Source organism: Streptomyces sp. NPDC090442, assembly GCF_044769405.1.
Lineage (GTDB): Bacteria > Actinomycetota > Actinomycetes > Streptomycetales > Streptomycetaceae > Streptomyces.
In genome coordinates, this window is record NZ_JBIVXW010000001.1 from 204710 (window position 1) to 219093 (window position 14384).

General features: G+C 72.1%; 14 protein-coding genes. 7 read left to right on the top strand and 7 right to left on the bottom strand.

What is annotated here, in order from left to right:
• The first annotated feature begins 45 nt into the window (after window positions 1-45).
• Window positions 46-1728 (top strand): phenylacetic acid degradation protein PaaN, encoded by a 1683-nt coding sequence (gene paaN / locus ACIQU6_RS00920; RefSeq protein ID WP_403479484.1) that lies wholly within the window; start codon window positions 46-48, stop codon window positions 1726-1728.
• A gap of 70 nt (window positions 1729-1798) precedes the next feature.
• Here paaN and ACIQU6_RS00925 read toward each other — a convergent pair whose 3' ends face one another.
• From ACIQU6_RS00925 to ACIQU6_RS00935, 3 genes are read right to left on the bottom strand one after another with little or no spacing between them, the layout of a single operon-like run.
• The gene (locus ACIQU6_RS00925; RefSeq protein WP_403479485.1) at window positions 1799-2464 is read right to left on the bottom strand and encodes a TrmH family RNA methyltransferase; all 666 of its coding nucleotides are present in this window, start codon (window positions 2462-2464) and stop codon (window positions 1799-1801) included.
• Entirely contained in the window at window positions 2461-3798 is a 1338-nt protein-coding gene (locus ACIQU6_RS00930) for an HTTM domain-containing protein (RefSeq protein ID WP_403479486.1), read from the bottom strand. The genes ACIQU6_RS00925 and ACIQU6_RS00930 overlap by 4 nt, the downstream gene beginning before the upstream one ends.
• Window positions 3795-4466, bottom strand: coding sequence for a DUF5819 family protein (locus ACIQU6_RS00935; protein ID WP_403479487.1), 672 nt, complete (start codon window positions 4464-4466; stop codon window positions 3795-3797). The genes ACIQU6_RS00930 and ACIQU6_RS00935 overlap by 4 nt, the downstream gene beginning before the upstream one ends.
• Before the next feature lie 168 nt (window positions 4467-4634).
• Here ACIQU6_RS00935 and paaA point away from each other — a divergent pair, with 168 nt between their 5' ends.
• From paaA to ACIQU6_RS00965, 6 genes are all read left to right on the top strand, one after another.
• Entirely contained in the window at window positions 4635-5618 is a 984-nt protein-coding gene (gene paaA / locus ACIQU6_RS00940) for a 1,2-phenylacetyl-CoA epoxidase subunit PaaA (RefSeq protein ID WP_403479488.1), read from the top strand.
• A complete protein-coding gene (paaB, locus tag ACIQU6_RS00945) occupies window positions 5615-5950 on the top strand; it encodes a 1,2-phenylacetyl-CoA epoxidase subunit PaaB (RefSeq protein ID WP_403479489.1) in 336 nt (111 codons plus the stop codon). The genes paaA and paaB overlap by 4 nt, the downstream gene beginning before the upstream one ends.
• Entirely contained in the window at window positions 5947-6666 is a 720-nt protein-coding gene (gene paaC, locus ACIQU6_RS00950) for a 1,2-phenylacetyl-CoA epoxidase subunit PaaC (RefSeq protein ID WP_403479490.1), read from the top strand. The genes paaB and paaC overlap by 4 nt, the downstream gene beginning before the upstream one ends.
• Window positions 6660-7157 carry a 1,2-phenylacetyl-CoA epoxidase subunit PaaD gene (gene paaD / locus ACIQU6_RS00955; RefSeq protein ID WP_403479491.1) on the top strand — a complete coding sequence of 166 codons (498 nt, stop codon included), beginning with the start codon at window positions 6660-6662 and terminating at the stop codon, window positions 7155-7157. Before paaC ends, paaD begins: the two co-directional genes overlap by 7 nt.
• Window positions 7157-8203 carry a 2Fe-2S iron-sulfur cluster-binding protein gene (locus ACIQU6_RS00960; RefSeq protein ID WP_403479492.1) on the top strand — a complete coding sequence of 349 codons (1047 nt, stop codon included), beginning with the start codon at window positions 7157-7159 and terminating at the stop codon, window positions 8201-8203. The genes paaD and ACIQU6_RS00960 overlap by 1 nt, the downstream gene beginning before the upstream one ends.
• A gap of 110 nt (window positions 8204-8313) precedes the next feature.
• On the top strand, window positions 8314-9447 hold the full coding sequence (locus tag ACIQU6_RS00965) for an acyl-CoA dehydrogenase family protein (protein ID WP_403479493.1): 1134 nt from the start codon (window positions 8314-8316) through the stop codon (window positions 9445-9447).
• A gap of 62 nt (window positions 9448-9509) precedes the next feature.
• On the opposite strand, the gene ACIQU6_RS00970 is transcribed toward ACIQU6_RS00965, so the two are convergent.
• From ACIQU6_RS00970 to ACIQU6_RS00985, 4 genes are all read right to left on the bottom strand, one after another.
• Window positions 9510-9854, bottom strand: coding sequence for a rhodanese-like domain-containing protein (locus ACIQU6_RS00970; RefSeq protein WP_403479494.1), 345 nt, complete (start codon window positions 9852-9854; stop codon window positions 9510-9512).
• Between the two features lie 10 nt (window positions 9855-9864).
• The gene (locus ACIQU6_RS00975) at window positions 9865-10833 is read right to left on the bottom strand and encodes a hypothetical protein (protein ID WP_403479495.1); all 969 of its coding nucleotides are present in this window, start codon (window positions 10831-10833) and stop codon (window positions 9865-9867) included.
• Window positions 10834-11116: 283 nt separating this feature from the next.
• On the bottom strand, window positions 11117-12682 hold the full coding sequence (locus ACIQU6_RS00980; RefSeq protein WP_403479496.1) for a DUF2252 domain-containing protein: 1566 nt from the start codon (window positions 12680-12682) through the stop codon (window positions 11117-11119).
• Window positions 12683-13134: 452 nt separating this feature from the next.
• Complete coding sequence (locus ACIQU6_RS00985) at window positions 13135-14367, bottom strand: ABC transporter permease (protein WP_403479497.1); 1233 nt, start codon at window positions 14365-14367, stop codon at window positions 13135-13137.
• Between the last annotated feature and the right edge of the window lie 17 nt (window positions 14368-14384).

Genomic DNA, 14384 nt, shown 5'->3' on the forward strand with positions numbered 1-14384 from the left:
AGTCCCCATCCACTTTCCGCGCAGTCGACGAGGAGTTGGTCATCGATGACCGCCGAAATGACCGCACCGCAGTTGATCGAGAAGCACCGCCCGACCCTCGACAAGGCGCTGGAAGCCATCCGCACCCGCGCGTACTGGTCCCCGCACCCCGAGCACCCCAAGGCGTACGGGGAGACCGGCGCCCAGGACGGCCTGGCCGCCTTCGAGGCGCTGCGCGGCGCCCGTTTCGCGCTCGACCAGCCCGGCACGGACGACTGGGTGGGCGAGGAAGTCTCGCCCTACGGGCCGGAGTTGGGCATCAGCTATCCGCACCCGGACGTCTCGGTTCTGCTGCCGGCCATGCAGGCCGCGATCCCGGTGTGGCGGGACGCCGGGCCGGAGGCGCGCGCCGCGGTGTGTCTGGAGATCCTGGCCCGGATCAGCGCCCGCACCCACGAGTTCGCCCAGGCGGTGATGCACACCAGCGGCCAGGCGTTCATGATGGCGTTCCAGGCCGGCGGCCCGCACGCCCAGGACCGCGGCCTGGAGGCGGTGACGTACGCCTACGAGGAGCAGACCCGCACCCCGGGGAAGGCGTCCTGGACCAAGCCGCAGGGCAAGCGGGACCCGTTGGAGCTGACCAAGACCTTCACGGCCGTGCCGCGCGGCGTGGCCCTGCTGATCGGCTGCAACACCTTCCCGACGTGGAACGGCTACCCCGGCCTCTTCGCCTCGCTGGCCACCGGCAATCCGGTACTGGTCAAGCCGCATCCGCGGGCCGTGCTGCCGCTGGCGCTGACGGTCCGGGTGGCCCGGGAGGTGCTCACCGAGGCCGGCTTCCCGGCCGACCTGGTGTGCCTGGCGGTGGACAGGCCGGGCGAGGGCCTGGCCAAGACGCTGGCGGTCCGCCCCGAGGTCCGCATCATCGACTACACCGGCTCGACCGCCTTCGGCGACTGGCTGGAGGCCAACGCCCGCCAGGCGCAGGTCTATACGGAGAAGGCCGGCGTCAACACCGTGGTCATCGAGTCCACGGACAACTACAAGGGCATGCTCAGCAACCTCGCCTTCTCGCTGTCGCTCTACAGCGGCCAGATGTGCACCACCCCGCAGAACCTGCTGATCCCCCGGGACGGCATCGCCACCGACGCGGGCCCGAAGACCTACGACGAGGTCGTCAGCGATCTGGCGGGCGCGGTCGGCGGTCTGCTGGGGGACGACGCGCGAGCCAACGCGCTGCTCGGGGCGATCGTCAATCCGCAGGTCAAGGAGCGGATCGAGGAGGCGGCCGGGCTCGGTGAGGTGGCGCTGGCCTCCCGCGCGGTGGAGAACCCGGAGTTCCCCGGGGCCACGGTCCGGACACCGGTGATCGTCAAGCAGGACGGCGCCAAGCCGGACTCCGAGGCGGCGTATCTGTCGGAGTGCTTCGGTCCGGTGTCCTTCGCGGTGGCGGTCGACTCCGCGGCCGACGCGGTGGCGCTGCTGCGCCGCACGGTCCGGGAGAAGGGCGCCATGACGGTCGGCGCGTACACCACCTCGGCCGAGGTGGCGCGGCTGGTCGAGGACGCCTGCCTGGAGGAGTGCGCCCAACTGTCACTGAATCTGACCGGCGGGGTGTACGTGAACCAGACCGCGGCGTTCTCCGACTTCCACGGCTCGGGCGGCAACCCGGCGGCCAACGCGGCGCTGTGCGACGGCGCGTTCGTGGCGCAGCGCTTCCGGACGGTGGAGGTGCGGCGGGAGGCGTGAGAGCCGGGGGCCCGGGCGGCGGTCCGGGCCCCGTCGTCCGGTACGGGTGAATCCCCGGCGAGGCGGTGGGTCAGAGGTCCTGGATCTGCGCGTGCCGCGCGATCCAGGCGTGCATCGCGATGGCCGCCGCCGCCCCGGCGTTGAGGGAGCGGGTCGAGCCGAACTGGGCGATCGAGCAGACCCGGGAGGCGTGCGCGCGGGCCTCCTCCGTCAGCCCCGGCCCCTCCTGCCCGAAGAGCAGCACGCAGCGGCGCGGCAGGACGGTGGTCTCCAGGGGCACCGAGCCGGGGAGGTTGTCGATCCCGATGATCGGCAGCTTCTCGGCGGCGGCCCATGCGGTCAGCGACTCGGTGTCCGGGTGGTGACGGACGTGCTGGTAGCGGTCGGTGACCATGGCGCCGCGGCGGTTCCAGCGGCGCTGCCCGACGATGTGGATCTCCTTGGCCAGAAAGGCGTTGGCGGTCCGGACGACCGAGCCGATGTTGAAGTCGTGGCTCCAGTTCTCGACGGCCACGTGGAAGTCGTGGCGGTGGGTGTCGAGGTCGGCGACGATCGCCTCCCGCGTCCAGTAGCGGTAGCGGTCGACGACGTTGCGGCGGTCGCCGTGGGCGAGCAGCTCGGGGTCGTAACGGTCGCCCTGCGGCCAGGGCTGCGGGTGCGGCCCGACGCCGATCTTGGGCGCGTACCCCTCGTCGTACTGGAGGGGCTCGGCGGGGGCGGTTTTCTCGCTGCTCACCCCACGAGCGTATGGCCATCGCCGCCGGAGCGGGCAACGGCCTCCGGACCACCGCCGTCCGGCGCCGCGCCCGGGCCCGGACCGCCGGTGCGCGGGAACAGCCGTCCGCGCAGGCGGGAGAGCCGGCCGCCGAGCCAGGTCAGGAAGTTGGTCGGCAGGAAGACGGCGTCGGCGGTGATCATCGCCAGGGAGAAGAACGGCAGGCCCAGCAGGAACGCGATCGAGAGGTGCTCGCAGATCATCACGACCAACAGCGCGTTCTTCAGGCGCCGGTTGGCGAGGGTGAACGGGAAGGCGACCTGGACGATCACGGTCCCGTAGGTGATCAGCATGACCATCAGGCCGTTGCTGCCCAGCATCTGGGACAGTCCCGGCCAGGGGGAGAAGTAGTCCAGGTGCATCGGGTAGAAGACGGCGGTGCCGTCCTGCCAGCGCGAGCCCTGGATCTTGTACCAGCCGGCGGTGGCGTAGACGAGGCAGACCTCGACCATGATCACCAACAGGGCGGCGTTGTGCGCCAGTTTGGCGAGGGTGTCGAGGACGATCCGGGGCTCCCCGGGGGCGTACCGCCGCACCGCCCACCACAGGCCGTGCGCCGCCCACAGTCCCCACAGGGCCAGGCTCCAGCCGAAGTGCGGGAACGGGCCGTGCCCGAACCAGGTGAGCCCGGGGGCGCCGGTCAGTTGGGCCACGGCGAGGGCGAGGCCGAGGGCCGCCCACAGGACGATGCCGGTCAGATCGCGGGGCGCGGTCCCGGTATCTCCCGCGAGGGCCGCCGTCTTCCGGGCGCGACGGGCGTCCAGCGACCACACCTGTCCGCAGCGGGTCAGCACGAGGTACATCGACATCAGGTGGATGACGTTGTCGCCGCCGTCCCCGATGAAGACGCTGCGGTTCTGGAGCGAGAGCACGCCCACCATGAACAGCACCGACATGGTGCGGGTGCGCCAGCCGAGCATCAGCAGCGCGCTGGCCACGATGGCGAGCAGGTAGACACACTCGAACCAGCCGCGGCCGTCGGACCACAACAGGACGGAGAAGCCGTGGTTGCTGTCGAGCAACTGGCGCGCCATGCCGAAGTCCCACGGGCCGCCGGGGCCGTAGAGCTGCCCCCTGTACGGCCATTCCCGCAGCAGGAACAGCAGCCAGGTGCCGGCGAAGCCGATGCGGATGACGGCGCTCTGGTACGGGGCCCGGGCCCGGTCGGTGACCCAGGCGAAGCCGCGACCGACGACGCGCTCGATACGGGTCTCCTGGTAGGCGGCGGGGGCCCCTTCCGGGGCTGCGGGGGCCTGGGGGGCGGTGTGCGGCTGCTGCGGCGTCGGTGACGTCACTTGTTCGTCGCCCCCTCGGGAAGGTCGTTCGCGGTGATCTGCCACCAGGGCAGCACGCGGTAGACGGGCTTGTCGCTGATCTTCTCCGTGCTCCACGGGGGCGGGGGGACGGCGGTGGTGCGCGAGCGGATCTGGACCTGCTCGATCCGGTCGCCGGCCTTGGTCCACTCACCGGACATCCGGAGCATCACGATCCGTCGGAGGTAGCGCGCGAACATCTCGCCGCGCTCGCCGGTGGGGCGGTTCTGCGCGTCGAGGGTGCTGGAGAGCAGCTCCCAGCCGCGGCGCAACTGGTTCTGCTGGGTGTGGCTGGGCAGCGGGTTGTGGAGGATGGCCTGCCCGTCGCGGGCGCTCAGATCGGTCCAGTCGGTGGTCCGCACCGCGCCGTCCCGGCCGCGCAGTTGCGCGCGGACCTGGACGTCGATGTTCTGCTGGAGGGGGTTGGGGGCGAACAGCTTCCAGTTCTGCTCGTACTCGGGATAGACGTAGTCGCTGATCAGGCCGGACTGCTGCTTGCTGAGCGTGTTCGCCGGCGCGACGTGCAGGAACATCATTCCGAGGTGGATCAGGACGGCGACCGCGATGCCGCTGGCCGCCGTTCCTATGACGATCCGCGAGGGCAGCGACAGCGCGGCCAGCGACCGCGATTCGTCCCCGTGTGACTGCATTCCCGCCCCGTTCCCCGTTCTCGTACGGTCGACCCCGCCCCGGAACGGTACCTAGCCGGCCGCCCCCGGCACACCCTCACCCGGTTATCCACAAGCTGCTTGACACCCGCGGCCCGCCCACCCACCATTGAACCGAACGATCGGTCGGTCGGGAGGAGGGGGCACCACATGACGACGATCGCGCCGGAGGACACGGGCCGGGAAGCCCTGTTCGACGCCACAATCGCCGCGGACGAGCGGATCGAACCACGGGACTGGATGCCGGACGACTACCGCGCCTCACTGGTGCGCCAGATCGCCCAGCACGCCCATTCCGAGATCATCGGGATGCAGCCGGAGGCCAACTGGATCACCAGGGCCCCGTCCCTGCGCCGCAAGGCGATCCTGATGGCCAAAGTGCAGGACGAAGCCGGCCACGGCCTGTATCTCTACAGCGCCGCCGAGACCCTCGGCACCAGCCGCGACGAGCTCCTCGACAAGCTCCACAGCGGCCGTCAGAAGTACTCCTCGATCTTCAACTACCCCACCCTGACCTGGGCCGACGTCGGTGCCATCGGCTGGCTCGTGGACGGCGCCGCGATCACCAACCAGGTCCCGCTGTGCCGCTGCTCCTACGGGCCCTACGCCCGCGCCATGGTCCGCGTCTGCAAGGAGGAGTCCTTCCACCAGCGCCAGGGATACGAGCTCCTGCTCGCCCTCAGCCGCGGCACCGAGGCCCAGCACGCCATGGCCCAGGACGCCGTCGACCGCTGGTGGTGGCCCTCCCTGATGATGTTCGGCCCGCCCGACGACGAGTCCGCGCACTCCGCGCAGTCCATGGCCTGGAAGATCAAGCGGCACTCCAACGACGAGCTGCGCCAGCGCTTCGTGGACATCTGCGTCCCCCAGGCCGAGGCCCTCGGCCTGACCCTCCCCGACCCCGACCTCCGGTGGAACGAGGAACGGCAGCACTGGGACTTCGGCCCCATCGACTGGTCCGAATTCCGCGAGGTCCTCAAGGGCAACGGCCCCTGCAACGACCAACGGATCAACCGCCGTCGCCGCGCCCACGAGGACGGCGCCTGGGTCCGCGAGGCCGCCGCCGCGCACGCCGCCAAGCACGCCACCCGCACGCCCCGCACCGGCACCCACCAGGAAGAGGCGGCCCGATGACGACACCACGCCCCGCCGAGGCCCCGGCCACGGCCGACGCCACCGCCGGCCCCGCCGACTGGCCCCTGTGGGAGGTCTTCGTCCGCAGCCGCCGCGGCCTGTCGCACACCCACGCCGGCAGCCTGCACGCCCCCGACGCCGCAATGGCCCTGCGCAACGCCCGCGACCTCTACACCCGCCGCTCCGAGGGCGTCTCCATCTGGGTCGTCCCCTCCGCCCAGATCACCGCCTCCTCCCCGGACGAGAAGGACACCTTCTTCGAACCGGCCGGCGACAAGCCCTACCGCCACCCCACCTTCTACGAGATCCCGGAGGGGGTGCACCACCTATGACGCCACTCACCACCACCCCCGCCCTGCCCCTCGGGGACGACGCGCTGATCCTCGCCCACCGCCTCGGCGAATGGGCCGGCAACGCCCCCGTCCTGGAAGAGGAGGTGGCCCTCGCCAACATCGCCCTGGACCTCCTCGGCCAGGCCCGGGTCCTGCTCTCCCTCGTCGGAGACGAGGACGAGCTGGCCTACCTCCGCGAGGAACGCCAGTTCCGCAACCTCCAACTCGTCGAGCAGCCCAACGGCGACTTCGCCCACACCATCGCCCGCCAACTGTATTTCTCCACCCACCAGGAGCTGCTCTACGGCCATCTGGCCACCACGGACGGCGAGTTGGCGCCGCTCGCCGCCAAGGCCGTCAAGGAGACCGCCTACCACCGCGACCACGCCACCCAGTGGACCCTGCGCCTCGGCGACGGCACCGACGAGAGCCACGCCCGGATGCAGTCCGCCCTGACCGCCCTCTGGCGGTACACCGGCGAACTCCTCGCCCCCGTCGAGGGGTTGGAGGACGTCCCCTGGCAGCCGCTCCGCGACGAGTGGACCGCCCGCATCACCAGCACCCTGGAGCGCGCCACCCTCACCGTCCCCGAGGGCCCCCAGCGCGGCGGCTGGACCGCCGGCGCCGGACGCCAGGGGCTGCACACCGAGCCCTTTGGCCGGATGCTCGCCGAAATGCAGCACCTCCACCGCAGCCACCCGGGGGCGACATGGTGACGTCCACCGCCCTGGAAGCGGAACTGCTGGCGCTCGCCGGCTCCGTTCCGGACCCCGAACTGCCCGTCCTCACCCTCGCCGAGCTCGGCGTCCTGCGCGACGTACGGCTCGCCGCCCCCGGCCACGTCGAGGTGACCCTCACCCCCACCTACACCGGCTGCCCCGCCATCGAGGCGATGTCCGCCGACATAGAGCGCGTCCTTCACGACCACGGCATACCCCGGGTCGAGGTCCGCACCGTCCTCAGCCCCCCGTGGACGACCGACGCCATCACCGACGAAGGCCGCCGGAAACTGGCCGAGTTCGGCATCGCACCGCCCCGCCCCACCGGGCCGGGCGGCGGCCCCGTCGCCCTCGACCTCACCATCCGCTGCCCGCACTGCGGCTCCACCGACACCACCCTGCTCAGCCGGTTCTCCTCCACGGCCTGCAAGGCCCTGCGTCGCTGCGAGTCCTGCCGCGAACCCTTCGACCACTTCAAGGAGTTGTGATGTTCCACCCGCTCCGCGTGCGGGAGATCGAGCGGCTCACGGACGACGCGGTGGCCGTCACCTTCACGGTCCCGCCCGAGCTCCGCACGGACTTCCGGCACACCCCCGGGCAGCACATCGCCGTGCGCAGAGCGGTCGACGGCCAGGAGATCCGCCGCACCTACTCCGTCTGCACCCCCGCCACCGACGCCCCCGTCCTGCGCGTGGGCATCCGCCTGGTCGAGGATGGCGCCTTCTCCACCTACGCCCTCAAGGAACTCGCCGTCGGCGACACCGTGGACGTCATGCCCCCGGCCGGCCGCTTCACCCTCGCCCCGCGCCCCGGCCAGTTCGTGGGCATCGTCGGCGGCAGCGGCATCACGCCGGTGCTCTCCATCGTCAGCACGCTGCTCGCCCGCGAACCCAAGGCCCGGTTCTGCCTGATCCGCAGCGACCGCACCACGGCCTCCACGATGTTCCTGGAGGAGGTGGCCGACCTCAAGGACCGCTACCCCGAACGCTTCCAGTTGGTCCCCGTCCTCTCCCGCGAAGACCGACAGACCGGCCTGCCTTCCGGGCGCCTCGACGAGGAGCGCCTGCGCACCCTGCTGCCCGCGCTGCTGCGCACCGACACCGTCGACGGCTGGTTCCTGTGCGGCCCCTACGGCCTCGTCCAGGGCGCCGAACGGACCCTGCGCGCCCTCGGCGTGCCACGCACCCGCATCCACGAAGAGATCTTCCACATAGACAACGGCGCCGCGGCCCCCGTCCCCGCCGCCACCGCGCCCGCGCACAGCACGGTGACCGCCACCCTCGACGGCCGCTCCGGCACCTGGCCGGTCCACGACGGCGAATCGCTCCTGGAAGCCGTGCTCCGCAACCGCCCGGACGCCCCCTACGCCTGCAAGGGCGGCGTCTGCGGCACCTGCCGCGCCTTCCTGGTCTCCGGCGACGTCCGGATGGACCGCAACTTCGCCCTGGAGGCCGAAGAGGTCGACTCCGGCTATGTGTTGGCGTGCCAGTCCCACCCCGGCACGGAACGGGTCGAGCTGGACTTCGACCGCTGAGCCCCGGCCGTCGCCGTCCACACCATTCCCAATTCCTGCAACTTGTTCTACCTTGACGCCTCGTCAGACATCGCTCTGTGAATTCCGGCGGCGCGCAGGAGGACGGACCAGTGGACTTCACCTTCACCGAAGAACAACAGGCCGCCCTCGAAGCGGCCCGGGCCGTCTTCGCCGACGTCGCCCCGGACGCCGTCCCCAGCCCGGCCCTCACCCACGGCCCCGTCGCCGACGACTTCGACCGCCCTCTGTGGCGCACGCTCGCCGGCGCCGACCTGCTCGGCCTGCCCGTCGCAGCCGAACACGGCGGCACGGGCCTCGACCCGATCGCCCTCTGTCTGGTGCTACGCGCCTCCGCCCAAGTGCTCGCCCGCGTCCCCCTCCTGGAGACCTACGCCGCCGCCCACACCCTCCAACGACACGCCCCCGCCGCCCTCCAGGCCGAGGTACTGCCACGGATCGCCACCGGCGAACTCGTCCTCACCGCCGCCTCCGCCGGCCGCACCGGCCACGACCCGGCCCAACTCGCCGTCAACGCCCGCCCGGACGGCACCACTTGGATACTCGACGGCGCCCAGACCGCCGTTCCCTGGGCCGCCACCGCCGACCGGATCCTGCTCCCCGCCCACACCCCCGACGGCCGCGCCGTCCTCGCGCTCGTCCCCCGGAGCAGCCCCGGCCTCACCCTCGACGACCAGACGTCCACCAGCGGCGAGCGCTACGCCGAGGTCCGCCTCGACTCCGTGCGCGTCGACGCCCGCGAAACACTCACCGCCCCGGCCGCCTGGGAGACCCTGCGCGACCTGCTCACCATCGGCACCTGCGCCCTCGCCCTGGGCCTCGGCGACCGCGTCCTCACCATGACCAGCGACTACACGGGAAAGCGCGAGCAGTTCGGCTTCCCCCTAGCCACCTTCCAGGCCGTCGCGGTGCAGACCGCCGACCGGTTCATCGACCTGCGCGCCATGGAGGCCACCCTCTGGCAGGCCGCCTGGCGCCTCACCACCGGCGCCGCGGGCCCCCTACCGCCCGCCGGGGACATCGCGGTCGCCAAGATCTGGGCCGCCGAGGGCGTCCGCCGCATCGTCCAGACCGCCCAGCATCTGCACGGCGGCTTCGGCGCCGACACCGACTACCCGCTGCACCGCTACCACGCCTGGGCCAAGCAGCTCGAACTCTCCCTGGGCCCCGCCGCCGCCCACGAGGAGGCCCTCGGCGAACTCCTCGCCGCGCACCCGCTGAGCTGACCCGCCGACGAGCCGGAAACGACACGGGGGCGTGATCGTCGGATCCGCCCCCGCGCGACGACCTAGATGACCGCCCCCGCGCCACCCCTGCCGTCCGTCACCGGCCGCCCGGCCGCCTCCCACGCCTGCATGCCGCCCGCGACGTTCACCGCGTCGAGGCCCTGCTGGACCAGGTACTGCGCCACCTGAGCCGACCGCCCGCCGACCCGGCACAGCACGTAGATCTTGCCGCCCTCGGGCGCCGCCTCGGTCAACTCCCCGTAACGGGCGACGAATTCACTCATCGGGATGTGCAGCGCACCCTCGGCGTGCCCGGCCGCCCACTCGTCGTCCTCCCGGACGTCCAGGAGGAAGGCCCCGGGCGTGAGGGCATCGACACCGACCGTGGGAACAGAACCAAATTGCATGCTTCCGACGCTACCCGACCAGCTGAGCGAGGTATGCCTCGCGCTCCCGGACATCGGCCAACAGCTTCTCGGCGATCTCGTCGAGCAGGCCGTCCGGATCGTCCGGGGCCATCCGGATCATCGCGCCGATCGCGCTGCCCTCCAGCTCCGCGACCATCGACGCCAGCATGTCCTTGCGCTCGGCCAGCCACTCCAGCCGGGCGTAGAGCTCCTCGCTCTCGCTCGGCCGCCGCTCGACGGGCACCGGACCGGCCTCCCACTCCCGGACCAGCGCCAGCAGCGCCGCCTCGTCGCCCCGCCCGTACGCGGCGTTGACCCGCGCGATGAACCCGTCCCGCCGGGCCCGCTCCGCATCGTCCCGCGCCAGATCCGGGTGCGCCCGACGCACCAGATCGCGGTAGATCCTGCGGGCCTCCTCGCTGGGCCGCACCTTCTGCGGCGGCTGCACCGGCTGGTCCGTGAGCATCGCCTGCGACTCGGGGAACAGTCCCTCCGACCCGAGCCAGCCGTGGAAGAGCTCCTCCACCTCCGGCATCGGCAGCACCGACGCCCGCGCCTCACGGGCCTTGCGGATGTCCTCGGGGTCGCCGGTGCGCGCCGCCACGGCCTCGGCGATCTGCGCGTCCAACTCGTCCAGCCGCGCGTACATGGGGCCGAGGCGCTGGTGGTGCAGCCGGGAGAAGTTCTCCACCTCCACCCGGAAGGTCTCGACCGCGATCTCGAACTCGATCAACGCCTGCTCCGCCGCCAGCACCGCCTTCGCCAACCGGCGGGTCGCCTCCTCGTCACGGGTGCCATCACCGTCGCCTGTGCCCTGTCGGCTCCCTCCCTGGGCAGCGGCACCCCCGCCGCTCTGCTCCGCGCCCGACGCCTCCCCACGGGCATCCGCCGCCCACGGGGCGCCCGGGTCGCCGGGCGCCCCCGGCACCTCCGATCGGTCCTGGCCGTCCTGCGCGTTCTCCGCCTGCGAGTTCGTCACCCGGTCAGCGTACGGGGCCCCACCGGGTCGGAGGGCCGGGGCGCGTCTGGGGGTGAGCGGGAGCGGCGCTGGGTCCGGGAGGGCCCGTGGGCTAGGGGGTCGGAGGCGGGTGGAGGTGAGGGGTGGGGTGGGGTGGGCGCGCCGGGGAGGCAGACGGTGGGCCGGGGGGCGACGGGCGACGGGCGACGGTACGCGAACCTCACGCCCCGGGGGCCCCTCCCCCCGCCCCTCCCCTCACCCCCGTGTCAGATCGCCCCCGCCAGCCGTCGCGCCCCCGTAGCCGTCACACCCCCGTCTCCGCGGCAATGCGTCCGCTGCGGATCGCCGCGACCAGGTCCGCGTGGTCCGCTTCCGTGCGCTCCGCGTAGGCCACCGCGAAGGCCGCTATCGCCTCGTCGAGCGCGTCCCCCTTCCCGCCGTAGCCGGCCACCACGCGTGGATCGGCGCTGTGGGCGTGAGCGCGGGCCAGGAGAGCGCCGGTCATCCGGGCATAGTCGTCGAGCTGCCCGCCGGACAGTTGGACCGGGTCCACACTGCCCTTGTGATTGCGGAACTGCCGCACCTGGAACGGCAGTCCGGTGCCCGCACCACCCGGCGCTCCCGAGCCACCCGGCCGACGACGCCGACCGGCTGTCCCCGGTATGCCGCCCGACTGCCCCTCACCTGTCGCTGCCGTCGCATGCCCGCCAGCGCCCCGTTTGCCATCCCCCCGTCCGCCTGCTCCTCTCCCGTGTTCGCCGTTCGCCATGTCCTCCTGCACCGTCGTCCATCCCAGCAGCGGGTCGCTGACCACCTGCATCCGCTGCTGGCCGAGCACCACGCGGCGCCCCTCGTGCCCCGTCGGAGGCGTCGGGAGGCCGACCTTCGCCAGATAGGACGCGAGTACCGAGCGCCGGGCCTCCTTCACCTGAAGGACCAGGGGCTCGCCCCGGTGATCCAGCAGCAGCACCACGTACGACCGCAGTCCGACACTGCCGGTCCCGACTATTCGGAAGGCCACGTCGTGCACCGCATATCTGGCCAGCAGCGGCAGACGGTCCTCGGGCAACGTGTGGAGATAGCCGGCAAGTGACGCGGCGACCGCCGCCGCCTCGTCGTCCGGCACCCGTCGCAGCACCGGCGGAGCGTCCACGAACCTCGGGTCGCCGTCCGGCCCGCGCTCGGTGGACCTGGCCGCGAACCGTGCGCTGGTGTTCTTGCGCGCCTGGGCCTCGGCCCGTTCCAGGGTGCCCAGCAGGTCCCGGGCGTCGCTGTGCGAGCCCAACTCCTCGTCGGCGAGGGCGTTCCACGCTTCGGTCACCGGGAGCTTCGCCAGCATCCTCATGGTGCGTCGATAGGTGCCGGCGGCGTCCCGGGCCGCGGTCCGGCAGTCCTGCTCGCTCGCCCCGGCCTCCCGGCCGGCCAGCACCAGCGAGGTCGCGAGCCGTTTGACATCCCACTCCCACGGGCCGTGGACGGTTTCGTCGAAGTCGTTGAGATCGATGACCAGTTCGCCGCGGGCATCACCGTAGAGGCCGAAGTTGGCTGCGTGCGCGTCCCCGCAGATCTGGGCCCCGACTCCCGTCACGGGACCTTCCGCCAGGTCGTGGGCCATGAGTCCGGCCGCCCCTCGGAGGAAGGCGAAGGGGCTGGCGGCCATCCGCCCGACGCGAATGGGTGTCAGCCCGGGCAGTCGCCCGGCGTTGGACGCCTCGACCGCCGCCACCGCGTCGGGGCGCCCGGCGACGATCCGCAGCACCGCCTGTTCCTCGCGCGGCAGTTGCTCCCGCAGGGCCCGGCCCACGGCCTTGGCCGACGGCCCCTCCTCGTCCGCCCTTGCGAACCCCGTTACGTATGGCACTCGCGTCATGGCGGGCCACCTCCCCCTTCACGCCCCTGGCTTGTTCTCTCACGCCCTTGTTTCACGCGACGGTTCAGGGATGCCCCACACTCCCGACTGCCCCCGCGCCCGTCGGCTCGCCGGTCCTTCCGGCTCGCTGGTCATTGACGTTACCGAGATCTGCCCGCGACCGACCGGGCCTGTGGATAACTTTCCGAGGCGGGACCCCTGCCACCCGGCACTCAACACACCGCTGAAAAGCACCACTTGAGCACATCACTCGACCGCCTAACCCGAGCACACCCAGCAGGCACCCAAACATCCTCCGGCCCACCTCACCCCGCCCCGCCTCCCCTCCTCGCTCACCCCACACCGCAGCGGAAGCGCGCCCCGAGCAGCTCGAAGACAACAGACAAGGCAAGAACGCAAGAACGCAAGGCAGGGCAGGACACAAAGCCCCGCCCCGCGCCCCCACCACCCTCTTACACCCCCACGGCCTCCTCCATCTCCTCCTCCGTCTCCAACTCCTCCTGCCCGCGCCCCCGTTCCGGCATGGCCGCTGCCACCGCGGCGGCCGCCACCGCACCGGCGTTGGCCACCGCTTCCGCCTCGGCCGCGCGCCGCCGCTTCTCGGTGAGGGCCGCCGCGCCGACCACCAGGAGGCCGACGAGCAGCCACGCCACCAGGGTCCAGACGTGCCCGGCGAGGCCGTGGCCGTCGAAGTAGACGTGGCTACGGGTGCCCTCCACGAAGCCGGCGCCGTTCCAGAAGGAGTGCAGGGAGGCGAAGAAGCCGTTCTGCATCTCGGGGCGGAAGATCCCGCCGGAGGAGGTGAAGTTGAGCATCACGAAGAGCGCCATGACGCCGAGGGTGGTCCAGCGCTTGAGGAAGGTGTGCAGGCCGGTGCCGATGAGGAGGATGCCCGCGGAGTACAGCCAGGCCATCCCCCACAGGGCCGCCAGTCCGTGGTCGACGAGGTGGAAGACCGGCCCGGCGAAGAGCACCCCGATGGCGCTGACCACGATGGAGGTGCCGATCGCCAGGGCCGCCCGGATACGCATGGGGAGGACGGCGCCGGCGCCGCCGATGACGGCGACCGAGGCATAGGAGCCGATGCTGAGGGCGACGAGCAGGAAGAAGATGCCCTGTCCGGTCGGGTCGTCCTTGGCGGTGGGGGCCACGTCGGTGACCTTCAGGGGCGCGCCCTGTTGGGCGGCGAGCGGGGTGAAGACCTTCTGGACGACGCTGGCGCTGGTGTCGGATCCGGCGGTTGCCACGAGCAGTTCGGGGGCACCCTGCCCGCCCTTACCGGGGACGACGGTGGCCTGACCGCTGGCAGCACCGCCCGTGGAAGCGCTGCCGTGGCCACCGGGTGCGTGGCCGCCGGCCAGGTAGGCGCCGAAGATCTCCTGCTTCTTGAGCTGGTCGATGCCGGTGGCCCGGTCGGGGACGGTGTGGACCTCCAGTTCGCCGTGGGCCCTGTCGTTGATCGTCTGGGCGAGCACCTGGGCCTGGGTGCCGTTGCCCACGACGGCGACGGGGAGGTGGTGCGGTGACGGGTTGGCGAACGCGCCGAGGTAGGCGAGCCCCATCCCGATGCACATCAGGAGCGGGGTGATCAGGTGCGTCACCACGTGGCGCAGCTCGCCCGGGCGGACGGCCCGGCGCTCGCTCCGGTGGTCGCTGCGGTGGTCGGGACGGTGGTCCGCGGTCATGGGCAAGGCTTCTCCGT